Annotated in this window: 17 protein-coding genes and 1 tRNA gene; 7 read left to right on the top strand and 11 right to left on the bottom strand. The window is 66.4% G+C overall.

All coding sequences use genetic code 11. The features are described 5' to 3' along the window. The first annotated feature begins 92 nt into the window (after positions 1-92). From NF551_RS11815 to NF551_RS11825, 3 genes are read left to right on the top strand one after another with little or no spacing between them, the layout of a single operon-like run. Positions 93-1,055, top strand: coding sequence for a J domain-containing protein (locus NF551_RS11815; protein ID WP_227894476.1), 963 nt, complete (start codon positions 93-95; stop codon positions 1,053-1,055). A gap of 20 nt (positions 1,056-1,075) precedes the next feature. Further along, complete coding sequence (locus NF551_RS11820) at positions 1,076-1,543, top strand: tRNA (cytidine(34)-2'-O)-methyltransferase (protein ID WP_227894475.1); 468 nt, start codon at positions 1,076-1,078, stop codon at positions 1,541-1,543. Positions 1,544-1,558: 15 nt separating this feature from the next. After that, complete coding sequence (locus NF551_RS11825) at positions 1,559-2,362, top strand: class I SAM-dependent methyltransferase (protein WP_227894474.1); 804 nt, start codon at positions 1,559-1,561, stop codon at positions 2,360-2,362. On the opposite strand, the gene NF551_RS11830 is transcribed toward NF551_RS11825, so the two are convergent. The 4 genes from NF551_RS11830 to NF551_RS11845 form a co-directional block, all read right to left on the bottom strand. Next, positions 2,359-3,111, bottom strand: a complete 753-nt coding sequence (locus NF551_RS11830) for a PIG-L deacetylase family protein (RefSeq protein ID WP_227894473.1) — start codon at positions 3,109-3,111, stop codon at positions 2,359-2,361. The two genes, NF551_RS11825 and NF551_RS11830, sit on opposite strands and share 4 nt — an antisense overlap. Next, on the bottom strand, positions 3,108-4,052 hold the full coding sequence (locus NF551_RS11835) for an electron transfer flavoprotein subunit alpha/FixB family protein (protein ID WP_227894472.1): 945 nt from the start codon (positions 4,050-4,052) through the stop codon (positions 3,108-3,110). Before NF551_RS11835 ends, NF551_RS11830 begins: the two co-directional genes overlap by 4 nt. Before the next feature lie 47 nt (positions 4,053-4,099). Further along, positions 4,100-4,936 carry an electron transfer flavoprotein subunit beta/FixA family protein gene (locus tag NF551_RS11840; RefSeq protein WP_227894471.1) on the bottom strand — a complete coding sequence of 279 codons (837 nt, stop codon included), beginning with the start codon at positions 4,934-4,936 and terminating at the stop codon, positions 4,100-4,102. A gap of 220 nt (positions 4,937-5,156) precedes the next feature. Continuing rightward, the gene (locus NF551_RS11845) at positions 5,157-6,704 is read right to left on the bottom strand and encodes a trypsin-like peptidase domain-containing protein (protein WP_227894470.1); all 1,548 of its coding nucleotides are present in this window, start codon (positions 6,702-6,704) and stop codon (positions 5,157-5,159) included. A 369-nt stretch (positions 6,705-7,073) separates the two neighbouring features. Here NF551_RS11845 and NF551_RS11850 point away from each other — a divergent pair, with 369 nt between their 5' ends. Together NF551_RS11850 and NF551_RS11855 are read left to right on the top strand one after the other, a co-directional pair. Then, positions 7,074-9,116 (top strand): TPM domain-containing protein, encoded by a 2,043-nt coding sequence (locus NF551_RS11850; RefSeq protein ID WP_227894469.1) that lies wholly within the window; start codon positions 7,074-7,076, stop codon positions 9,114-9,116. 98 nt (positions 9,117-9,214) lie between these two features. Then, positions 9,215-9,955, top strand: coding sequence for a PspA/IM30 family protein (locus NF551_RS11855; protein WP_227894468.1), 741 nt, complete (start codon positions 9,215-9,217; stop codon positions 9,953-9,955). A 111-nt stretch (positions 9,956-10,066) separates the two neighbouring features. Here NF551_RS11855 and NF551_RS11860 read toward each other — a convergent pair whose 3' ends face one another. The 4 genes from NF551_RS11860 to NF551_RS11875 all read right to left on the bottom strand — a co-directional run bounded on the left by NF551_RS11860 (position 10,067) and on the right by NF551_RS11875 (position 15,096). Beyond that, positions 10,067-10,615, bottom strand: coding sequence for a DUF6328 family protein (locus NF551_RS11860; RefSeq protein WP_227894467.1), 549 nt, complete (start codon positions 10,613-10,615; stop codon positions 10,067-10,069). Positions 10,616-10,728: 113 nt separating this feature from the next. Next, positions 10,729-10,805: transfer RNA gene (locus NF551_RS11865), tRNA-Met, on the bottom strand. 41 nt (positions 10,806-10,846) lie between these two features. After that, entirely contained in the window at positions 10,847-13,825 is a 2,979-nt protein-coding gene (locus NF551_RS11870) for a UPF0182 family membrane protein (protein ID WP_423721162.1), read from the bottom strand. 245 nt (positions 13,826-14,070) lie between these two features. Then, complete coding sequence (locus tag NF551_RS11875; RefSeq protein ID WP_227894466.1) at positions 14,071-15,096, bottom strand: YlbL family protein; 1,026 nt, start codon at positions 15,094-15,096, stop codon at positions 14,071-14,073. A gap of 312 nt (positions 15,097-15,408) precedes the next feature. On the opposite strand from NF551_RS11875, the gene NF551_RS11880 reads away from it, so the two are divergent. Next, positions 15,409-16,866: a zinc-dependent metalloprotease gene (locus tag NF551_RS11880; RefSeq protein ID WP_227894465.1), complete on the top strand. Its 1,458-nt coding sequence runs from the start codon at positions 15,409-15,411 to the stop codon at positions 16,864-16,866. A 38-nt stretch (positions 16,867-16,904) separates the two neighbouring features. Here the strand turns inward: NF551_RS11880 and NF551_RS11885 are convergent, their stop codons facing one another. Next, on the bottom strand, positions 16,905-17,477 hold the full coding sequence (locus NF551_RS11885) for a M48 metallopeptidase family protein (RefSeq protein WP_227894464.1): 573 nt from the start codon (positions 17,475-17,477) through the stop codon (positions 16,905-16,907). A gap of 121 nt (positions 17,478-17,598) precedes the next feature. On the opposite strand from NF551_RS11885, the gene NF551_RS11890 reads away from it, so the two are divergent. Next, positions 17,599-18,660 carry a ThiF family adenylyltransferase gene (locus NF551_RS11890; protein WP_227894463.1) on the top strand — a complete coding sequence of 354 codons (1,062 nt, stop codon included), beginning with the start codon at positions 17,599-17,601 and terminating at the stop codon, positions 18,658-18,660. On the opposite strand, the gene NF551_RS11895 is transcribed toward NF551_RS11890, so the two are convergent. After that, positions 18,657-20,780 carry an ATP-dependent DNA helicase UvrD2 gene (locus NF551_RS11895; RefSeq protein ID WP_227894462.1) on the bottom strand — a complete coding sequence of 708 codons (2,124 nt, stop codon included), beginning with the start codon at positions 20,778-20,780 and terminating at the stop codon, positions 18,657-18,659. The genes NF551_RS11890 and NF551_RS11895 overlap by 4 nt on opposite strands. After that, a complete protein-coding gene (gene nudC, locus NF551_RS11900; protein ID WP_227894461.1) occupies positions 20,777-21,739 on the bottom strand; it encodes an NAD(+) diphosphatase in 963 nt (320 codons plus the stop codon). The genes NF551_RS11895 and nudC overlap by 4 nt, the downstream gene beginning before the upstream one ends. Between the last annotated feature and the right edge of the window lie 2 nt (positions 21,740-21,741).

Raw genomic sequence — 21,741 nt, forward strand, 5'->3', positions numbered from 1 at the left:
GTTATAGGTATCAGGCACCAGCGGCAGGAAGTCGAACAGCCGAGGACCATCCGGTCCGCAGCGGCGCCGGCGTGCTACCGAAAGGAACAGCAGTGACTCCCCCAGCCCAAACGCTGTATGAGGTTCTGGGACTCACGCAGTCGGCCACCGCCGAGCAGATCAAGTCTGCGTACCGGCGTGCTGCGCGGGACACGCACCCCGACCACGGCGGAAGCAGCGAGCGTTTCCATCTGGTCTCGGAGGCCTACCAGGTCCTTTCCGATCCGGAGCAGCGCAGCGCCTATGACCTCCGCCTGGGCCGCGGCGGAACAGCGGGAGTTCCCTCCGGAAGTTCCCCGGTACGCCCGGCAGCCTCAGGTGCAGCCGCCGCTTCCGGCCGCCCGGCGCCGAATCCGGACTTCGGCAAATCCCCGGTTTTCGTGCCGGACTTCTCCCCGCAGAATCCGCCGGCCATTCCGCTGGCCATGATCGGCCGGCAGGTCAACGGCGAACCGGTGCGTCCGGGGCTCTTCAAGCGCCTGGGCTCCTCCGCCGGGGCCCGGTTCGACGCCGAGAACCTGACCATCGGGCTGCTGGCGAACTCCCTGCTTCCCGATTATCCGGCAGGCCGCCTGGTGAACAGCCTGCACATCCCGGATTCCGGTCCGCGCGGAGGATCGCTGGACATTGGCCACGTACTGCTGGGCGGCTACCGGATGGCCGTGATCGATTCGCTGCTCTCGTCCCCGGGCGCCTACTACTGGGATGGTGTGCAGCTGCGCCACCGCGGGCACGCTGTCGGTTCACTGCGGCTCGCGGACGCGGTCAGCACCCTGCAGGAGAGGTTCCCCGACCAGCTGGTCTCGGGTTGGCTGGTGCTGCACAGCCCCAACGGCAATCCCTTTGAACCGATCATCGACTCGCCGCCGAACCTGCCCGCCTCCGCGCCGATCGACGTCGTGAACCCCGGAACCCTGCTGAGGGACCTGCGCCGCTTCTTCAGCACCGGCCCGCAGCCCAACACCGTCCTGCTCCCGGCGCTGGGTGCGCTGATCGATGCGTCAGCCCAGCCCTGATGCGGGCATAGGATAAAGACGTGTTCCGCATCCTCTTCCACAATCCTGAAATCCCGGGCAATACCGGCAATGCGATCCGCCTTGCGGCCATTACCGGTGCCGAGCTGCACCTCGTGGAGCCGCTCGGCTTTGAGCTTGAAGACTCCAAGCTGCGCCGCGCCGGGCTGGACTACCACGACCTCGCAGTCCTGCACGTCCACCCGGACCTGGAAGCAGCGTGGAAAGCGCTGGCCCCGGAACGGGTCTTCGCCTTTACCTCAGACGGTGACACGAGCTACACGGACATTGCCTACCAGCCCGGCGATGTCCTCCTCTTTGGCCGCGAATCCGTCGGCCTCCCCGAGGACGTCAAGAATGATCCGCATGTCACGGCACGGGTCCGTCTGCCCATGCTCCCCTCCCTGCGGTCGCTGAACCTGGCGAACTCCGCGTCCATCGCTGTCTACGAAGCCTGGCGCCAGCACGGCTTCGCAGGTGCCCGGCTCTAAACCAAAGGATCCCCTATGCCCGAGCAGCATCCCCTTGAATCCGCCTTTGATGCCGGTGCCGCGGATTTCGAACGCCTCGCACCGTCGCTGTGGAACCCCATGGGCAACGCTCTGGTCGCGGCTGCCGACGTCCACCTCGGCGAGCAGATCCTTGATGCGTGCTGCGGGGGCGGGGCGATCACCATCCCGGCGGCGCAGAGCGCGGGCCCCGACGGGGCAGTCGACGGAGTGGACATCTCCGCAGACCTGCTGGACGTCGCGCGCCGGAAGGCCGGGACCCTCTCGCTGGACAACGCCGCTTTCCACCGCTCCGACATCCTGGCCTGGCAGCCGGACACTCAGTACGACGTCGTGCTCTGCGGCTATGCCGTATTTTTCCTGCCTGACATGGATGCCGGTGTCCGGCACCTCGTTTCGCTCCTGCGCAGCGGCGGAAGGCTGGCACTGACTACCTGGGCTGACGGGTCGCTCACGGAATTCTCCAGCATGCTCTACCGGCACTGCGTGGCTGTTGCCGGCGAGGGTGCCCCGGCCACCACGGGTGCCCGGGACAACATGTACGCGATCAATACCCCTGAGAAGGCCACGGCGTGGCTCCAGGGACTGGGCTTGGAGCAGGTTGAGGCAGTACACACGCCAGCTCCGGTCCAACTAAACCCGGAACTGGCCTGGTCAGTGATCCTTGGCAGCGCCCTGCGCCTGTTGCTGCCCGAAGACCCGGCAGCAACAGAAAAGGTCAAGGAAGCGTTCCTGGCCGAGCTTGGCGAGGATTACACCCTGAACGCGGACACGCTGGTCGTGACCGCGGTCAAGCCTTAGAAACCGGCGATTGTGGCGGGAGTGTTCACTCCCACCACATGGAAGACTTCGGCGCTGGTTCCCGCCGGCAGGGAGTGCCGCTGCGCATTCTCCTGCAGGAATCCGCGGACCGACCGGTCCATCCCCTCAAGATCCGGGTGCTGGCTGGCATGCACCCGGATGGCGGCGAGCTTGCGGTCCAGCTCTGCGGTGATGTCCACTGCATGGTTTTCCCGCTCCCGCGGCGCGCCGTAGAACCACAGCCAGGGCACCTTGAAAGCCTCGAGTCCGCGGGCGGCCAGTTCAGGGTAGGCGAACGGGTTTTCCACCGCCGGATAGACGGCGCGCGTGACAATTTCCCCGCAGGCCAGATGGTCTGGATGGCTTGCCTGGATCCGTGACCAGTTCCGTTCCGGGTGCATGGCCAGCACGACGTCGGGACGGACCTGGCGGATCAGCTCCACGACGCGGCCCACTACCTCATGGTTCGCGGCCAGGAAACCGTCCTTCTCCCCCAGGAAATGGATCTCGCCTGCGCCCACGATGTCCGCCGCTGCACGCTGTTCGCTGCTGCGCAGCGCAGTGACGCCGTCGCGGTCCCCTGGGTCAAACCCTCCGGCGCCGCCGTCGGTCATGATGCAGTAGGAAACCTCGGCTCCCTGCGCGCACCACTTCGCCAGGGTGCCGGCAGCCCCAAAATCGATGTCATCAGGGTGCGCGGCGAAGGCGAGGACCCGGTTGACCCGGGTCCCCTCGGGGAAAACCGTCATGCCCGGCGCTTCCGGATCTCCTCGGAGGCCTGCGGCAGCACCGAGAAAACGTCTCCCACAATGCCGAAGTCGGCGATTTCGAATACCGGCGCGTCAGGATCCTTGTTCACGGCCACGATCACCTTCGCGGTCTGCATACCCGCCTTCTGCTGGATGGCGCCCGAAATGCCGGCGGAAATGTACAGCTGAGGAGAAACGGTCTTGCCGGTTTGCCCCACCTGCGCCGAGTGCTCGATCCAGCCGGCATCCGTAGCGGCACGGGATGCTCCCACTGCACCGCCGAGCAGGTCCGCCAGCTCCTCCACGGGACTGAAGTCGCCGTCCATACCGCGGCCGCCGGCGACGATTACGCGGGCCTCGGACAGCTCCGGCCGTCCACTAACGCGCTTTTCGGACCGCTCCACTACTACTGCTGCCGGACCTGTCTCCGGGACGGTGACCAGGCTCCGTTCAGGCACTCCCGGCGCCCCCGCCTCTGCGGGCTCGACGGAGTTCGCCTTGACCGTAATGATCGGGACCCCGGATTCCACCCGGCAGGTGGAGGTGTAGGAGCCCGCCAGCACGGACTTCGTCACCGAGAGGTCCGGTGCCACGGCAACGGCATCGGTGATAACGCCGGCGCCCAGCTTGATGCCGGTGCGTGCGGCTACTTCGCGGTCCTCGAAGGAGTTGCCCAGCAGCACAGCCTCAGGAGAGGCTGCACGGACTGCTTCGGCCAGGAAAGCCGCCTTCGCAGCGACCAGCACATCCGGCAGCGGCTGGCTGGGTTCGTAGATACGGACTGCTCCGAAGCCCGCCAGCTCAGCGGCAGCTTCCCCGGACAGCGGGCGGGGGCACGCCACCGCCGGCTCCCCGAGCGCAGCGGCGATCGCCAGCAGTTCCCGGGACGCCCGGGGCAGCGGAAGGGACGGGACATCGAGAAAGACAAGTACGGAGCCCATGGGGCCTCTCCTTGGGGTGCGGGCGCGGCAGCGCCGGAAGGAAGGTGCTAGATAAGTTTCTGGGAGGCGAGGAAGTCCACCAGCTTGGCGCCGGCGTCGCCGTCGTCAGTGATGATGGTTCCGGCTCCGCGCGGCGGACGCGGCGCGGAAGCGGCCACCGATGTCCAGGCTCCGTCCTTGCCTGCCTGCGCAGCGTCCACTCCAACGTCGGACAGCGAGAGAACGGTCACCGGCTTCTTCTTGGCTGCCATGATGCCGCGGAAATTGGGGTAGCGCGGCTCGTTGGCCTGGTCCGTCACGGAGACCACTGCAGGCAGCGGGGCTTCAATGACCTCCGAATAGGAGTCGCCGTCCCGGCGGGCGCGCAGCACCGTTCCCGAGGGTGAAGCCACCGTTTCGAGCTCGGACGCGAAAGTCAGCTGGGCGTACCCGAGCCGCTCTGCGAGCTGGGCCGGGACCAGGGAGGTTTCTCCGTCGGTGGAGGCCATCCCGGTAATCACCAGGTCAACCGGTGCCTGGGAGCTGAGGTAGTTCACGACGGCGGCAAGTGCCAGCGACGTCGCGGCGGCATCGGAGCCCGCGAGGGCTTCATCGCTGAGGTGCACTCCTTTATGGGCACCGATCTGGAGGGACTTCTTCACCGCATTCACTGCGGCCGCCGGTCCCATGGTGACGGCGGTGACGGTATTGCCGCCCTTCTCCCCGCCGCGTTCCTCGGCCAGCACAAGCGCAGCTTCGAGGGCGTATTCGTCCAGTTCGGAGAGAATGCTCTCGGAACGGTCCAGGGTATGGTCCGGTCCGGCGAGCCGGCGGTCAAACTGCGTGTCCGGGACGTGTTTCACCAAAACAACAATGTTCAGCGGCCCGTTGGCTGACTCCTGCATTCCGGCCTTTCCTGTAGGAAGATTCCGCCGGATTGGATTCCGGCATCCCCCGCCCGTCGGCGGCGACAGATTAAAGCTAATCACACGCCGCCCCCGGACCCGAACGGCAGCGGACCGGATTTGGTTTCCGCGTTGGGGCCAGGCGCAGGTTGGCACCTGCACAGACGGCTCCGGCCCGCCTGCGCTGGGCAGGCGGGCCGGAAGACGGTCTGCGGTGCGGCTACTGGTCGGCCGAGTCGCCGAGCGTGACGTCGACGCTTTCGGGCTGGCCGTCACGGACGTAGTCGATGGTGACCTTGCTGCCGGCAGCCTGCATCCGGATGGCAGCCGTCAGCGACTGCGCGTCGGTGATGGGGATGCCGTCCACCGAGGTGACAATGTCCCCCTTCTGCAGCCCGGCCTGGGCTGCAGGGGTTCCGCCGGCAGGGTTATCCGCGATCTGCGCTCCGATGGTGAAGGAAGACGAAGAGCCCGAACCCGTGGCAGGAGTGACGGAAACGCCCAGGAAGCCATGCGTGGCGGAACCGCTTTCGATGATCTCATCGGCCACCCGCTGTGCGTAGCTCGCTGGAACGGCGAATCCCACGCCGATGCTTCCGCTGTCCTCGCCGCTGCTGGTTGACGACGCCGAAGCAATGGCCACGTTGACACCAATCACTTCGCCGTCCGTGTTCACCAGGGCGCCGCCTGAGTTTCCGTGGTTGATCGCGGCATCAGTCTGGATCACGTTCAGGTAGATCGAGGAGGACGCTGAACTTTGGTTCTGCGACGATCCGTCCGGCGGTGCGAACCGGAAACCGAACCCGTCATCCTGGGGGGAAGAGTCCGTGTCCGATTCCGGGGCCGCAGAGGACTGGACGCTGATGGTGCGGTTCAGCGTGGAGACGATGCCGTCCGTGACCGTTCCGGCCAGGCCCAGGGGCGCGCCGATGGCCAGGACAGAGTCGCCCACATTGAGGTCATCGGAGTCCCCGAGGGTCGCTGGAGTGAGGTCTTGGCTATCGACCTTAATGACCGCGAGGTCGGAGAGCGGATCGGTCCCGACTACGGTGGCTGAAAGCACCCGTCCGTCTTCGGTCTGCACCTCAATCGCGGGGCTGGCAACGGTACCGCCGAGGGTCACCACGTGGGTGTTCGTGAGGATGTGTCCCTCATCGTCCAGGATGATTCCCGAGCCGGAACCGGAGGAACCGGATCCCGAGACCTCGATCGTCACGACGCTCGGTGAAGCCTTGAGCGCCGCGGCCGTGATCGCGTTGACGTTGTCCTGGTCATTGACCACGACAGTCTGGGACTGTCCGGTGGTTCCGGCAGTCCTGTTGCCGTTGCCCATCACGGCGTCTGCGGCGACGGCGACACCGCCGCCGAGCAGGCCGGCCACAAGCATCGCGGTGACAAGCGTTCCGGTCCCATAACGGCGCCGTCCGCCCGTTCCGGGCGCGCCGGCGCTGCCGCCCCAGTTCCCGCCCGACGGGTAGCCGGGCTGCCGGGGCGGGTCACTGGGCTGCGGCCCGTAGAACACATTCCCCTGCGGGTTACCTGCCCCGCCGGCCTGCGGCGCGGGGCCCGGATCGGCCTGGCTGCCTGCCCAGCCTGCACTGCCGGACGGGCCGGCAGCGTGGGCGCCGCCGGGGGCCGGCAGCCGGGTAGTGTCAGCCGAAGCGTACTCCCGGCTCCCCTCGGAAGCGGCGGAAGACGACGGCGGTACCGGCGGACGGGGAGGCAACGGCCGCTGCGGGCCTTCGCTGCCCCCATAGTGCTCACTCATATGGGCCGTCCTTTCGAAATTCGCTGTACCCACAAGTATCGACCCATCCACTATGACAGGGGAGTCTGTGACCGAGGCACAAGCTTTCTGGAAGTCAGCTGGGAATTTCCCGAACGCGCCGGCGTATCCCGGTTTGGTCCTGGAAGAGCCGCACTGCCGTGTCCACCCAAGTCAGCCGAGGATAGTCACGGACAGTCAAGGCAAACATTCAGGCTCATGGGATACGGTTTCGTTGTGGACGGTGCGCTAAGGCCCCCATAGAATCAAAGCCATATCGCCCGGTCCAGCTACCCGGATACCTGCCCGAGCCGGAACCATCGCCTGTGCTGCGGACAGACCGCATAACAGGACAGACAAAGGAAACGATTTATGCGGTTGAGGACGAAGCGGTTTGCAGCCGTGCTGGCACTGAGCGCCCTGGCGGTCTTCGCACCGTCTGCTGCTCACGCGGAGCCGCCGGTGACCATCCCACCAGGCCAATACGTCGTGGATACCAACGATTCGCTCGGCGGCGGAACGGCCGAGGTCCAGCAGGCCATCACTGACGTGCAGAAGAGTACCGGGTACACCCTGTACGTGGTTTTCGTGGACAGCTTTACGGACCCCGCGGATCCCTCGGCATGGACCCAGGACGTCGTTTCCGCCAAGGACATGGGTTCAAAGGAAGCACTGCTCAGCATCGCCACAGTCGAGCGCAAGATGGAAGTTGCCACCGGTGACCAGTCCGTCCTCACCGAAGCCAGGCGCAACGCCATGCTCCAGGCCGCGCAGGAACCACTGCTGGGCAACCAGAACATCAGCTCCGAAGACTGGACGGCTGCCGCCGTCAACGCTGCGGCTTCGCTCGAGGACATTGCCGAAGGCGGCAGCGGAGAGGTCTCCACCGGGGGCGGCAGCAGCCTCGTCCCGGCGTTTATCGTCGCCGGCGTAGTGCTGGTTGGCGCCTTTGCCGTCTTCGCCCTGGTCCGCAGCCGGTCCCGCAAGAAGGGCGCGATTGCCAGCCGCGAGGAAACGGCTCCCCAGGATCCGCTGGATGCCATGAGTGTTCCCGAACTCCGCAAGCGGGCCGGCAGCCTGCTGATTGCGGCAGACGACGCCATCAAGTCCAGCGAGCAGGAGCTCGCGTTCGCGGCAGCGCAATACGGTGACGATGCCGTCTCCACCTTCACTGACGACCTCGCCGCAGCGAGGGCGCACATGGGTGAGTCCTTCAAGATGCAGCAGCAGCTCGACGACGAAATCCCGGACACCGAGGAACAGCAGCGTGCCTGGCTGAAGGACATCATCCGCCGGTGCGAAGCGGTCAATGATTCGCTGCAGGCGCACAAGGAAGATTTCGATGCCCTGCGGGAGCTCGAACGGAACGCTCCGGCTGCCCTGGCCGCGGCCCAGGACAGCGCCCGTACGACGTCCGCCCGCCTTGATTCCGCCCGGGCCACCCTGGACGGGCTGGCCACGAGGTACAGCGACTCCGCCCTGGTGCAGGTTCGGGACAATATTGAGCAGGCCCGTGAGCGGCTGGCGTTCGTGGAGAACGCCGCTGACACCGCGCAGGAACGCCTGCAGGAGGGCGACACGTCTGCTGCTGTCCTCGCGGTGCGGGCCGCGGAGGAAAGCGTGCACCAGGCCAACGTCCTCCTCGATGCCATCGACCGGACCGGAACCGGGCTGGACGCCGCAGCCGCCGAGCTCGACCGTGCCGTCGCCGATGCCCGGCAGGATCTGGCCCAGGCCCGCGCCTTCTCCCAGAACGGTGCGCAGCCGGCGCTGGCAGGCCCCATCGCCGGCGTCGAGCAGGCTCTGGATGCCGTCGCCGCCGCACGCGGCGGCAAGTACGATCCGGTGGACCTGCTCGGACGCCTGGAGTCCTCCAACGCGCAGCTGGACGCCTCGCTTGAGGGCCTTCGTGACCGGCAGGAGCAGGAGCGGCGTGCCCGCGATGCCCTGCAGCACACCATCATGTCTGCCCAGGCCCAGATTGCCGGCACCTCTGACTACATCCGTGCCCGCCGCGGCGGAGTCGGCAGCGAGGCACGGACCCGCCTCGCTGAGGCAGAGCGGAACCTGGATCAGGCCATTGCCCTGCAGTCCTCCGATCCAGTCAGCGCACTCGCATACGCCCAGCAGGCCAACGCTCTTGCAGCCCAGGCATCACAGATGGCCCAGCAGGACGTGGACGGCTTCGGCGGAGGCATGGGCGGCTGGGGCGGCGGCGGCGGGATGTACGGCGGCCGCGGCGGAGGCGGCAGCGGACTCGGCGGCGCGATCCTCGGCGGCATCCTCATCGATTCCATCCTGCGCGGCGGCGGTGGCGGCGGCGGCTGGGGCGGCGGCGGTTTCGGCGGTTTCGGCGGCGGCGGGGGCGGCTTTGGAGGAGGCGGCGGCTTCGGTTCATCCGGAGGCAATTTCTAGTTCGCTTCCTTTGCGGGAGTCCTTCCTGCAGCACACAGTTTTTGACAGGCTGGCAACAGCACACCAACGCACCACTTGCACACGTGAAAGGCAGACAGATGGTAAAGCAGTCGATATTCGGACGGATCGCCACCCTGGCCAAGGCCAACATCAACGCCCTCCTGGACCAGGCCGAAGACCCCCAGAAGATGCTTGACCAAATGGTCCGCGACTACAGCAACAACATTGCCGAGGCCGAAAGCGCCGTCGCCCAGACCATCGGCAACCTGCGGATGCTGCAGGACGACTACAACGAGGACATCGAGAACGCGCGGAACTGGGGCAACAAGGCCCTTGCCGCTTCCCGCAAGGCGGATGAGTTCCGCTCTGCCGGCAACACCGCCGACGCCGAGAAGTTCGACAACCTGGCAAAGGTCGCCATCCAGCGCCAGATGGCCGCCGAAAACGAAGCACGCGGCGCGCAGCCGACCATCGCCTCGCAGGAGGAGATCGTCGAGCGGCTCAAGACCGGCCTGACCCAGATGAAGGACAAGCTGCAGCAGCTGCAGTCCAAGCGCAATGAGCTGATTGCCCGCTCCCGGAACGCTGCAGCCCAGAACCAGATGCACGACGCGATCAAGAGCATCGACGTCATGGATCCCACGTCCGAGGTGGGCCGGTTCGAAGAAAAGATCCGCCGGGAAGAGGCCAAGGTCCGCGGCGCGAACGAACTTGCCGCCTCAAGCCTGGACGCGCAGTTCGAGTCCTTGGAGGACCTGGGCGAGCAGACTGAGGTCGAAGCGCGCCTGGCAGCCCTGAAGGCCTCCGCTTCCAACCAGTCCGCGATCGAACAGAACTAACCAACCGCAGCAGCGCCCTGCAGGCCGGTGTCCCTTCCGGGGACCCGGCCTGCAGCCGTACCTGCTGAGGGGACGTATCTGTTGAGGGCACATATCTGTTGAGGGGCGCCGTCATTCTTGTGCCGGGTGGTCGCTGGTACGGTTTTCCGCCATACGCCTGCTTCGCGACGGGAGCACGAGCCACAGCAGGGAAAGCGCAAGGACGGCGGCCGCAGCCGCGATGAGGCCGGCAATGCCGCCTAGGACGATGTCGAAGACCAGTGCCACGGTCCCGATGAGGATCAGCCCCACCAGCAGGAGTGTCCATCGGAGCAGGAGGTCCGCGTTGCGGACCAGCTGGTACTTGATCCGGTGCTGGAAGAAGGACCGGTGCATCACGACGGTGGACATCAGCACGGCGGTTACCAGGACTGAGAGGACAACCAGCGCCAGGTAGAGAGCTACCTGGACAGGTGTGAGGGTGGTGAACCGCTGCTGGAACGGCAGCGTCAGGAGGAACCCGGTAAGGATCTGGATGCCGGTCTGGAGCACGCGCAGTTCCTGGAGCAGGTCGCTCCAGTTGCGGTCCAGCTTCTGCAGGGCGGTTTCTCCCCGGTCCGGATCGCCTCTGGGCCCGGCACGGTAACTCCCTGCGGGCCTGCCGCGGCGGCGGGCATTCACCCCGTGAGTGTAAACGCTGCAGATCCCGATGGACCCGGTCCGCCGAAGATTGGAGGGACGTCTCCGGACAAACAAAAATCCCCATCCGGAACCCGGATGGGGATTTTTCTGTGTGGTTGCGGGGGCAAGATTTGAACTTGCGACCTCTGGGTTATGAGCCCAGCGAGCTACCGAACTGCTCCACCCCGCGGCGTAGTTTCTACTCTACCCGCCGCGGGATGGAGCCGCAAATCACTGGTCGCCGGAGTCTTCCGCCGCACCCTCATCTGCAGCACCGTCGGTGGCACCGGCGTCGCCGGAGTCCATCCGTTCCTGCGCGGCAATCGCGCGCTGGATGGCCGAGTTCAGCTTGTCCTGCGCGGCACCATAGGCTGCGAAATCGCCGCCGGCAAGTGCCTCCTGGCCTTCCTGGAGTGCTGCGCCGGCGTCGGACAGTGCAGTCTGCAGTTCGGCCTGGGCAGTGGTGTCGGCCGGGGCCGTACCCGTATCCGGTGTATTCCCGACGTTCTCCTCGTCGCCGGTGACGGCACCGGAGTCGCCGCCGAAGACCTGGTTCAGGGCTTCGTCCAGGGTGGGAGCGAAGCCCACCTTCTCGCCGAAGTTGACCAGGACCCGCTGCAGGGTCGGGTAGGAAGAAGCGCCCGAGGACTGCACATAGACCGGCTGGACGTAGAGCATGCCGCCGCCAACCGGCAGGCTGAGCAGGTTGCCGTTGATGACTTCCGAGGCGCCCTGGCGGAGCAGGTTCAAGGCGTTGGAAACCGTGGGGTCGGAGTTGAAGCGGTTCTGCGCCTGGCCCGGACCCGGCACCGCGGTATCGGTCGGCAGTTCGAGCAAACGCAGCGTTCCATAGGTGTCCGCCTTTTCACCGGCTTTTCCGGTACCCGCATCAGCGTCAGCCGACAGGAAGCCGTACAGCACGTTGCGCGCTTCCTGGTTCTGGTCAACGAACGGAATAAACGGCGTCGTCAGCGAGAACGTCGGGCTCTCCTGCCCGGGCATCTGCAGTGAGAGGTAGTACGGCGGCTGCTTGACGTCGGAGTTGGTCCGGGTCGGGTCGGAGGGAACCGACCAGGCATCGTCGTTCTGGTAGAAGGACTGGGCGTCGGTGACGTGGTAACGCCCAAGCAGCTCACGCTGGACCTTGAACTGATCCTCCGGGTAGCGCACGTGTGCCATGAGGTCGGCAGACATGTCGCTGTAGGGCTTGAGGGTGGACGGGAAAACGTCCTGCCAGGCCTGCAGCAGCGGGTCCTCATCATCCCAGGCGTACAGGGTGACGGAACCGTCGTAGGCATCCACTGTGGCCTTGACGGCGTTGCGGATGTAGTTGACCTTGTCTGCGGGAAGCGCAGCGGAGGCACCGCCGGTCAGCGAATCGGTTGTCGCGTCCGCCAGTTCCTGCTGGGTGGAGTAAGGGAAGAAACGGCTGGTCGTGTAGCCGTCCACAATCCACTTCACGCGTCCGTCGACGACGGCCGGGTAGGCGTTGCCGTCGACGGTCAGGTACGGGGCGACCTTCTCGACGCGTTCGCGGGGATCGCGGTCATAGAGGATCTGGGATTCTTCGTTGACGAAGTCCGAGAGCAGCAGTTCCGTGGACTGGAATTTGATGGCGTAAACCAGCTGGTTGAAGATGTTGCCGACACTCGGACCGCCTTCGCCGCGGAAAGTGGTCTGGGTATCGTCTTCGGCGTTGCCGGTCTGCGGACGGTCGATTTCCACCGGGGCGGCGTCTTCCGGAGCGCCGACCACCGAGTAGTCCGGGGAGGACTCGCCGAAGTAGACGCGCGGTTCGTAGTCGCCCAGGACACCGGTCGAGGGGATGCCCGATTCCATGAAGCTCGGCTTGCCGTCCGGCTGGACGGTCGAACCGCGGGCAGCGACCACGCCGTAGCCGTGGGTATAGAGGACGTGCTCGTTAACCCAGCCGTCCGGGACGCCGTTGATGTTGAGTTCACGCACGGCGATAACCGTGTCCTGGATGTCGCCCTCCACGTCGTAGCGGTCGACGTTCAGGGTTTCGGGGAACTGGTAGTACTGGCGGAACTGCTGGAGCTGCCCAAAGGCGTCGGAAACGACGTTGGGGTCCAGGAGACGGATGTTTGCCGTGGTTCCGGCGTCCTCGGCGAGGGCGCCGGCGCTGGCGTCAACCGTGGCGTCGTACGGAATGACCTCCGTGTCGGAGAGCCCGTAGGCCTCGCGGGTGAGGTCGATGTTGCGCTGGATGTATTCGCTTTCAAGGGTCTGTTCCGAGGGAATGACCTGGTAGCGCTGGACGATCCACGGGTAGACGCCTCCGGCCACGATCGCGGTGATGACCAGCATTGCCGTGCCGATGATCGGCAGGCGCCAGCGGCCAATGACCGCCGACACAATGAACAGCAGGGCGACGATGATCGAGGCCACGGCCAGGATTGCCTTGGTGGGAATCACCGCGTGGACATCCGTGTACAGCGCGCCGGTCCAGGCCCCGGAGGTGCTCTGAAGCGTGTTGTACCGGTCAAGCCAGAAGTTTGCGGCCTGCAGCAGCAGGAACGACGCCGCGATGACGGCAATGTGGATACGTGCCGGGCGGCTGACGAACACGCCCTTCTCCTCCAGGCGGATTCCGCCGTAGAGGTAATGCGTCAGCAGGCCGGCGATGCCGCTGATGACGACGACGGAGATCAGGAAGCCGACAATGAACCCGAGGAACGGCAGCGTATTGAGATAGAAGCTGTAGTCCATGTTGAACTCGGGGTCCGTCCGGCCGAAGTCATGACGGTTCAGGAACAGCAGGGCCTGCTGCCACATCGACATGGCCGCGGTTCCGGCGAAGCCGCCAACCACGATCGGAATGCCGATCATGAGGAGCTTGCGAACCGGCTCGAGCTGCGCCTGGTATCGGTTCAGGTTGTCCTGCAGGGAGCTGTCCGGCGCATAGATGGGCCGGGACGAGTAGGCAGCGCGGATGCTGAAGAAAACACACGCGGCCATCACCAGGAAAGCGGCGGCAAACAGGGCGATCCGGGTCAGGTTTTCCTTGAAGAAGACTTCGAGGAACCCGAGCTGGTTGTACCAGAGCACGTCCGCGTACACCTGGGAGAAGTACACAAACCCGATCACCAGGACAGCCACGACAATCAGGGTGGCAATCAGCGGGCTGCGCCGCCGGTGGGGTGTGCTGGGGCTCGGTCGGGAGAATGGGCCATTTGGTCCGGAAGTCACAGTTTCCTCATCATTCGGGGCGTCGGCTCACGGCACCTGGCAGCAGCTCGGTGCGGAGGGACTTCCGGTGCCTCCTTGGCGAAGCAACCCGACCCCTCTGTCCGACGGCCTGCCCAACATTGCCGTGATTCCTTATTCTGCCTTGTTTCGCCCGCGATCGGCCACTTCTCAGGCCATCACAGCGGAACCTTATTAGGATCGTGATTCCCGCGGCTTGCGCCGTGTCCGCGGAGCCCCTCCCGGGATTAGTCTGTGCAGGAGCCCAAATTATCGGTACTGCCACCGCCGGCCAGCACTTCCACGGCGTCCAGCGCTTCCTCAAGTGTCGAGACACTGACGACGTCGAGGCCCTCGGGAATGTTGCCGGCCACTTCCCCGCAGTTGGCGTCCGGGGCGAGGAAAAACTCTGCGCCGCTGTCGGCGGCTCCCGCCATCTTCTGCTCTATGCCGCCGATCGGACCGACCTTTCCTGCGGCGTCGATGGTTCCGGTACCGGCGAAATGCCTTCCCCCGGTCAGCTCGCCCGGTGTCAGCTTGTCGATAATCCCCAGGGCGAACATCATTCCTGCCGAGGCTCCGCCAACATTTTCCAGGGCAATGGCGACGTCGAACGGGAAGGTGAAGTCGATGCTGAGGTAGGCGCCCATCTGGTAGGCACCGGTGTCCGAGAGCTCAGGAGTGATGCTCACTTCCTTCTCCTCCCCGCCCCGCCGAAGCGTCAGGACCGCGGGAGATCCCTGCGTCTCGTTAAGCCCCTGGCGCAGGGACTCAACATCGGTGACGGGCTGGCCGTCAACCGCCAGCAGGATGTCTCCGGTTTCAAGTTCCCCCTCGGCAGGAGCGCCTTCCATGATCCCTGCGACCGAGATTTCCTGCGTGAAGTCAATGTCCAGCTCGGCGAGCGCGGCCGCCACGGCAGACTCCTGGGATGAAGCCATCGCGGCGGTGTTTTCCTCTTCGATCTCGCCGCTGGTGGTACCGGGAGGGTAGACAAAGTCCATCGGCAGCACGGCATCATCCGGACTGAGCCAGGCGGCCAGCACCTCGGCCATGCTGACACTGCCGTTTGGCCCGCCCGAGACGTAGACGGTGGTCAGGTCCAGTTCGCCGCTGGTGGAGTAGGTCTGCTCCCCCTCTATGGTGATGAGCGGGCCGGAGGAGATTTCACCGATCGTGTTGAACGTGGGCCCCGGGGACTCCAGCACGTACGGCGCCGGAAGCAGGAGTCCGGCAGCGCCGAGAACCAGCGCAGCACCGCCGGCAACGAACATGGCCCGACGGCGCGGAGGGCGCTGTCTGGACGGCTTTTCACCGCCGGGAACCGGATCCGGCGCGCCGGCGCGCTGTGCAGGTTCGGAACCGGACCCTGAGGGTTGGTCTTTCTTCGGGGAGCGCAATCGGCTTTCCTTTCGTGCGCCGGCGGTGGGTGCGGGATACATTCTCCCACGTGCTCCTTTGCCAACAGCGAACGAATCCCCGAATGCGGGACAGGTCCCGGCCCATGCCGGTAACGTGGGAACACAGGCAACCGGTGATCCACCTGGGGCCGACGCATTAGAACTTCCACAGGACCGGTGGTATCGATGAGCTCAAACCCCTCCGATCACGGGGATTCCCCCCAGGACCCGTTGTCCGAGATGCTCGCGCGCCTCTTCGGCGGCGGACAGGCCGGCGGCCTCGATCCCCAGGAGCTGGCGAAGGCAGCCGGACTCCCCTCGGACCCAAATGCCATGGCCATGATCTTCCAGCAGGTCCAGGCCATGTTCAGTGCCCCGGCCGACGGTCCCGTCAATTGGCAGCTGGCCAAGGACAATGCGCGCCGCGTGGCTGCCACCGGCGCTGACCCCTCCGTCACCCCCCAGCAGCAGCGGGAAGTCGACGAGGCACTGCATGTCGCCCAGATGTGGCTCGATCCAGCGACGGACTTCCCCTCTGCCAGTGCGCTGGGCAAGGCCTGGTCCCGTGCAGAGTGGGTGGAAGCGACGATGGACTCGTGGCGCCGCCTCACCGAACCTGTGGCCGTCAGCATTTCGCAGGCGCTCTCGAACGCCATTGCCACCCAGATGCCCGAAGAGATGAAATCCATGATGGGCGGGGCCTCCTCCATGCTCGCCAACATGGGCGGTGCCATGTTCGGCATCCAGCTGGGACAGGCTGTGGGCGCCCTCTCCAAGGAGGTCGTGAGCTCCACCGACGTCGGGCTGCCCCTGGCCGGCGGCACCATGGCCCTGCTTCCGGCCAACGTGGCGGGCTTCGGCGAAGGACTCGACGTTCCCGAGACCGAGGTCCGGCTCTACCTCGCCGTCCGCGAGGCCGCACACGCCCGTCTTTTTGCGCACGCGCCGTGGCTTGCCGGACACCTGTTTGGGATCATCGAAAGCTATGCCCGCGGTATCCACATCGACATGTCCAAGATCGAAGAAGTCGCCCGCGACATTGACCCGTCCAACCCGGAGTCCATCCAGGAGGCTCTGGCAGGAGGCGTGTTCCAGCCCGAGCGCACGCCCGCACAGGCCGCAGCCCTTGAACGGCTGGAGACCGCCCTGGCACTGGTGGAAGGCTGGGTTGATGAAGTCACTGCTGCCGCGACGGCGAACCTCCCCTCTGCCGCTGCCCTGCGGGAAATGATCCGCCGCCGGCGCGCCAGCGGCGGCCCCGCCGAGCACACGTTCGCTTCGCTCGTTGGACTCGAACTGCGGCCCCGCCGGCTGCGGGACGCCTCCGTGCTGTGGGCACAGCTGCGCGAAGAGCGGGGCGTGGACGGCCGCGACGCCATCTGGCAGCACCCGGACCTCATGCCGACGTCCAAGGACCTGGATGATCCGGAGGGCTTCAGCAAGCGCCGCGAGCTGCTGGATGCCTCGGATTCCGATGTCGACGCTGCGCTCAGGCGGCTGCTCGAGGGCGGCTTCGACAAGGAAACGCCGGAAACGGATGCGGATTCCCACGACGCGGGCGCAACGACGGACGCAGCGGAAAACTCCGAAGGCGAAGATACCCCGAACCGGGACGAAGACAACGACGGGCCGGAAAAGCAGTAAGCGGGCCAGGTGCCGGCCCGGCAGACCGCGCCGGCACCTTAGTCCTCTGCCATCTCTCCTTTAAGTCCGCGCGCAGCGGCGAAGGCTGCACCGGAGAGGTACGCCTTGGCGGTCTCAGTCTGCGGATAGGACTCCAGCAGCCGCCAGAACTTGGGGCTGTGTGATCCCTCAATCAGGTGGGCCAGTTCGTGCAGCAGCACATAGTCCACTACCCATGACGGCATGCCGATGAGCGTCTTCGAGAGCCGGATGGTGCCGCGTGCCGGCGTCGCCGATCCCCAGCGGGAGTTCTGGTTGCTGACCCAACGGACCGAGGATGGCCTGGCAGCTCCCCCTAAATAGCGTGCGGAGAGATCCATGGCACGCTGTTCCAGTTCGGAATCCGCCTTCGCGGGATCCGGCGCCGGCACGGCCGCAGCCCTGGTCTCCAGGCGGTCAACCATGCGCTGGACCCACTCAGCTTCCTGATGACGGGTGAAATGCGCCGGAATGGACACCACGGCTACCCCGTCGCGGAACACCGCGTTGACCGTCCGTTTGCGCCGTGCTGAACGGCGGACTTCAATGGGCATCCCGCCGCGGGTCGTGGCAGGAACGGACACAGAAGGCATGGGTCCACTTTAGGCCGCACATCCGGGGTTCGGAAAAGCTGTGGAAAACCCGCAAAGGGTGTGTTACGCATGCCAGCATGGGTGTCCGACTATCCCACCGCCGTCGTCCAGGAGGACCAGCATGCGGATCAACCCGGGCATCCATGTCCTGGACCTTGGTGCCGACCGGCGCCAGTTTGGCTTCGGTGCCGGAGCGCTGCTCCTGGCCGGCCTGACAGAGGCGGATCTGTCCTTTATCCGGAACCTCAGGGCCGGGGTTCCGGATGGCGCGGAGCCGGCTGCGGCCGCTGCGGCGGGCATCGGTGCGGACCGGCAGTCCCAGCTGCTCTCGGCGCTGGCCCCAGTGCTTCTGCCCTGCGCGGGGAACGGGCATGCCCTTCCGCCGCTGCGCGGGGAAAGGCTGCGTCCGGACGTCCAGAGACTGTCTGCTGTTTACGGACGGGACGCTGCGGAAGCGGTTTCCCGGAGGTCCGCGGCCGCAGTGGAAATCCAGGGCCTGGGCCGGTGCGGCGCCCTCGTGGCACGCACGCTCACCGCTGCCGGTGTCGGGACCCTGCTGCTCGGTGATCCGGGGGCAGTCTCTGCGTCCGATGTCGGCCCTGCCTACGCCCTGACGGACATCGGGATGCAGCGTTTCCGGGCCGTTAAACGGCATCTTTACCGGATCGATCCCACGGTCCGGGTGCTGCATGTCCCGGGAGGCGCACCGGGTGGAGCTGCCGCCGCGGTCGACCTGGCCCTGTTTGTCCATGAGCAGCCGGATTCCCGGCACACCGCCGCAGCCGGCGACCGCGGGCATCCCCATCTGGCAGTCACCGTCCAGCAGTACGGCTACTCGGTCGGACCGTTGGTGGTGCCCGGAGCGACACCGTGCCTCGGCTGCCTGGACCGGCACCGCGGTGACGCCGATCCCGGCTGGTACGCTTCCTCGGCCGCACTGGAAAGCAGCGGGAACGGAGGTCCCGGTGCCGGTGGGCCCGGCGGCGAGGAAGTGAGCGCGGCGGGCCTGGCTGCCGGAATCGCAGCCAACCAGGTGCTTTCGTTTATTGATGGGGTGGCCCAGCCGGTGACCTGGTCGGCCGTCCTGCAGCTTCGGACCGCAGACGGGCACATCGGTCTGGAACCGCTGCAGTTCCATCCCGGCTGCGGGTGCCGGCTGCAGTCCGGGCGAAGCGCGGCCTAAGCCTCCGGGCTTTGCGCGAGAACTGCCAGCACTGCTTCCCCGTAGCGCTCAAGCTTGGACGGACCCACACCGGGCAGCGTCGCCAGCCGGTTGAGTGTCGGCGGCTTGTCCTCGGCGATCGCAACGAGGGTGGCGTCGGTGAAGACCACAAAAGCCGGCACACCCGCTTCATTGGCGGCTTCCTTCCGCCATTCGCGCAGGGCCTCAAAGGTCACCTCGTCATAGGTGGCCGGACAGTCCCCGCAGCGGCCCATCTTCCGCTCGGCACCGGTGCCGAGCAGCGTCCCGCAGACGCGGCACTTCGCCGGTCCGGTGACCTTGCGGCGCGCCGGGCGGGCCGTCCGGGGACCGGCGGCGTCCCGTGCCGTGTTCGGCCGCAGCCCGTCCAGGAACCGGGAGGGCTTGCGGTTCGCGCGCCCGCCGGGTGTGCGGGCCGTCGACCAGGACAGGGCCAAGTGCACGCGCGCACGGGTGATGCCGACGTAGAGCAGGCGCCGTTCTTCGTCCACCGCTTCCTGGGTGTCCGCGAAGGAGATGGGCATCAGCCCTTCGCTGAGCCCAACCAGGAACACTGCATCCCATTCCAGGCCCTTGGCGGAGTGCAGGCTGGCCAAAGTGACGCCCTGGACTTTGGGAGCGTGCTGGGTGGCGGCGCGTTCCTCCAGTTCCACGGTGAAATCCTGCAGGGTGAAGATGCTGTCCGGTTCCTGGGTGCGGTTGGCATGCATCTCGTCGGCGAGTGCCACCAGCGCGGCCAGGGACTCCCAGCGTTCGCGGGTCGCTCCCCCGCCCGAGGGCGGTTCAGCGGAGTAGCCAAGGTTTGCCAGGATGTCCCGCACCACCTGCGGCACCGGTTCGGTGCCGACCGAGCGGGCCGCTGCACGGAGCTGAAGCATGGCATCGCGGACTTCCCTGCGGGCGAAGAACCGCTCGCCGCCGCGGAGCTGGTAACCAATACCGGCCGTCGCGAGCGCCTGCTCGTAGGCTTCGGACTGCCCGTTGGTGCGGAACAGTACGGCGATCTGGCTCGCTTCGACGCCGTCGTCCAGCAGCTTGCGGATCCGCCCGGCAACCTGCGCGGCTTCCGCCTCGTCGTCGGCGCATTCCGTAAAGGTGGGCTCCGGGCCTGACTCGCGCTGCGCGATCAGTTCCAGCGGGGCAGGCCATGCCGGAGCGTTCCGCAGGCGCTCCCCCTCTGCGGTCCGCGCCGCGAGGATGCGGTTCGCCAGGTTCACGACCTGGGGGGTGGACCTGTAGTCACGAACCAGTTTGACCACCTGCGCCCCGGGAAAGCGGTGCGTGAAGTCCAGGAGGTGGCGGGACGTAGCGCCGGTGAAGGAATAGATCGTCTGGCTGGCGTCACCGACGACGCACAGTTCATCGCGCTCTCCGAGCCACAGGTCCAGAAGCCGCTGCTGCAGCGGGGAAACGTCCTGGTACTCGTCGACGACAAAGTGCCGGTACTGGTCCCGGACCGTTGCCGCAACGCGCGGATCTTCCTGCAGGATGCCCACGATGATCAGCAGCACGTCCTCGAAGTCGATGACGTTGCGGTCCACTTTGACGTCTTCGTAGGACTGGAAGATCCGGGACACCGTGGTGAGGTCGAAACCGGCGGGTGCGTCCCGGCCCGCCGCTGCGCGCACGTAGCTGTCCGGCGTGAGCATCGAGACTTTGGCCCATTCGATTTCCGCGGCCACGTCGCGGATGGCGGCGCGGTCGGTGGAGAGCCGGAGCCGGCGGGCCGCCTCCGCAATCAGCTGGGCTTTGTGGTCCAGCAGGCCCGGCAACGGTCCGCCGACGGTCTGCGGCCAAAAGTACTGCAGCTGCTTTAGTGCCGCTGCGTGGAAGGTCCTGGCCTGGACCCCGCCCGCCCCCAGGTCCCTCAGCCGTGTCCGCATTTCCGCGGCGGCCCGGGCGGTGAAGGTCACGGCCAGGACCTGCTGCGGTTTGTAGAGTCCGGAATGCACCCCGTAGGCCATCCGGTGCGTAATGGCCCGTGTCTTGCCGGTTCCGGCACCTGCCAGGACGCACAACGGGCCGGTGAGGGTTGTTGCTACTTCGCGCTGCTCGTCGTCGAGGCCGGCAAGGATGCGCGCTTCGAGTGAATCGGTGATCATTTCCCGCGTGTCAGCTCCGGTTCCGGGACAGGGCCGCCGTACCAGCGGTCAATCAGGTTGCGTGCAATGGAGATGGCGGACGGGATGGTGATCTCCCCTGAGGCCACGGCGTCGGTCAGTTCCTTGCGGGTGAACCACCGGACATCCGACATTTCGACGCCGTCAGCCTGAGGTTCAGTACCATCCGCTTCCGCGCAGAACCCAAGCATCAGGGAGCAGGGGAACGGCCAGGGCTGGGATCCCAGGTATTGCGGATTGCGCACCACAACGTTGGATTCCTCGGCCACTTCACGGATGACCGCCGCTTCCAGTGACTCTCCGGGCTCCACAAAGCCCGCCAGCGTCGAGTACCGGCTGCCGGGCCAAGCCGCCGCGGATCCGAGGAGGATCCTGTCCTGCGGGTCAGTGATGGCCACGATGATGGCCGGATCGGTGCGCGGAAAGTGCTGGCTGCCGTCCTCGGGGCAGCGCCGCACCCAGCCTCCCTCGGCTAACACCGTGGGGGCCCCGCAGCGGGGGCAGTGCGTGTGCGTGGCGTGCCAGTTGGCAACGGCGCAGGCTTCGACGAACAGGCCGGCATCCAGCGAACCGAGCGTGGTAGCGACCTCCCTCAGGCTGGCCCAGCGGACACCGTCGACTTCCAGCGCGGCGTCGGGCTCCGGAAGGGTAGCCATCACGATCTCCGCTCCGGCGGGAACCTGGCCGTCGGCAAGGGTACGTCCCAGGTACACCGGATCAGGGCCGAAACCGTCCTCCCCCACGGGACGGAGCACCAGGGAGTCCTCCCGGATCAGCGCCTGGCCTCGGGACACGTACATAACGCGCGTGCTCTCCTGTTCCAGGAGACGCTCGAACAGATCTTCGGCGCCCCGGCGCTCGCTGCCTCGGTCCACCGCACCGCGTGCCAGCGGCAGCTGGCCCAGGTTCGGGGTATCGGCTGTGTCTAGCTGGCTACTCATAC

It is taken from the genome of Arthrobacter caoxuetaonis (genome assembly GCF_023921125.1).
Lineage (GTDB): Bacteria > Actinomycetota > Actinomycetes > Actinomycetales > Micrococcaceae > Arthrobacter_B > Arthrobacter_B caoxuetaonis.

Coding starts and splice junctions, on each gene's coding strand:
- NF551_RS11825 (WP_227894474.1), top strand. CDS start 1,559: ATGCCCGAGCAGCATCCCCTTGAATCCGCCTTTGATGCCGGTGCCGCG.
- NF551_RS11830 (WP_227894473.1), bottom strand. CDS start 3,111: ATGACGGTTTTCCCCGAGGGGACCCGGGTCAACCGGGTCCTCGCCTTC.
- NF551_RS11835 (WP_227894472.1), bottom strand. CDS start 4,052: ATGGGCTCCGTACTTGTCTTTCTCGATGTCCCGTCCCTTCCGCTGCCC.
- NF551_RS11840 (WP_227894471.1), bottom strand. CDS start 4,936: ATGCAGGAGTCAGCCAACGGGCCGCTGAACATTGTTGTTTTGGTGAAA.
- NF551_RS11845 (WP_227894470.1), bottom strand. CDS start 6,704: ATGAGTGAGCACTATGGGGGCAGCGAAGGCCCGCAGCGGCCGTTGCCT.
- NF551_RS11850 (WP_227894469.1), top strand. CDS start 7,074: ATGCGGTTGAGGACGAAGCGGTTTGCAGCCGTGCTGGCACTGAGCGCC.
- NF551_RS11855 (WP_227894468.1), top strand. CDS start 9,215: ATGGTAAAGCAGTCGATATTCGGACGGATCGCCACCCTGGCCAAGGCC.
- NF551_RS11875 (WP_227894466.1), bottom strand. CDS start 15,096: ATGTTCGTTGCCGGCGGTGCTGCGCTGGTTCTCGGCGCTGCCGGACTC.
- NF551_RS11880 (WP_227894465.1), top strand. CDS start 15,409: ATGAGCTCAAACCCCTCCGATCACGGGGATTCCCCCCAGGACCCGTTG.
- NF551_RS11885 (WP_227894464.1), bottom strand. CDS start 17,477: ATGCCTTCTGTGTCCGTTCCTGCCACGACCCGCGGCGGGATGCCCATT.
- NF551_RS11890 (WP_227894463.1), top strand. CDS start 17,599: ATGCGGATCAACCCGGGCATCCATGTCCTGGACCTTGGTGCCGACCGG.
- NF551_RS11895 (WP_227894462.1), bottom strand. CDS start 20,780: ATGATCACCGATTCACTCGAAGCGCGCATCCTTGCCGGCCTCGACGAC.
- nudC (WP_227894461.1), bottom strand. CDS start 21,739: ATGAGTAGCCAGCTAGACACAGCCGATACCCCGAACCTGGGCCAGCTG.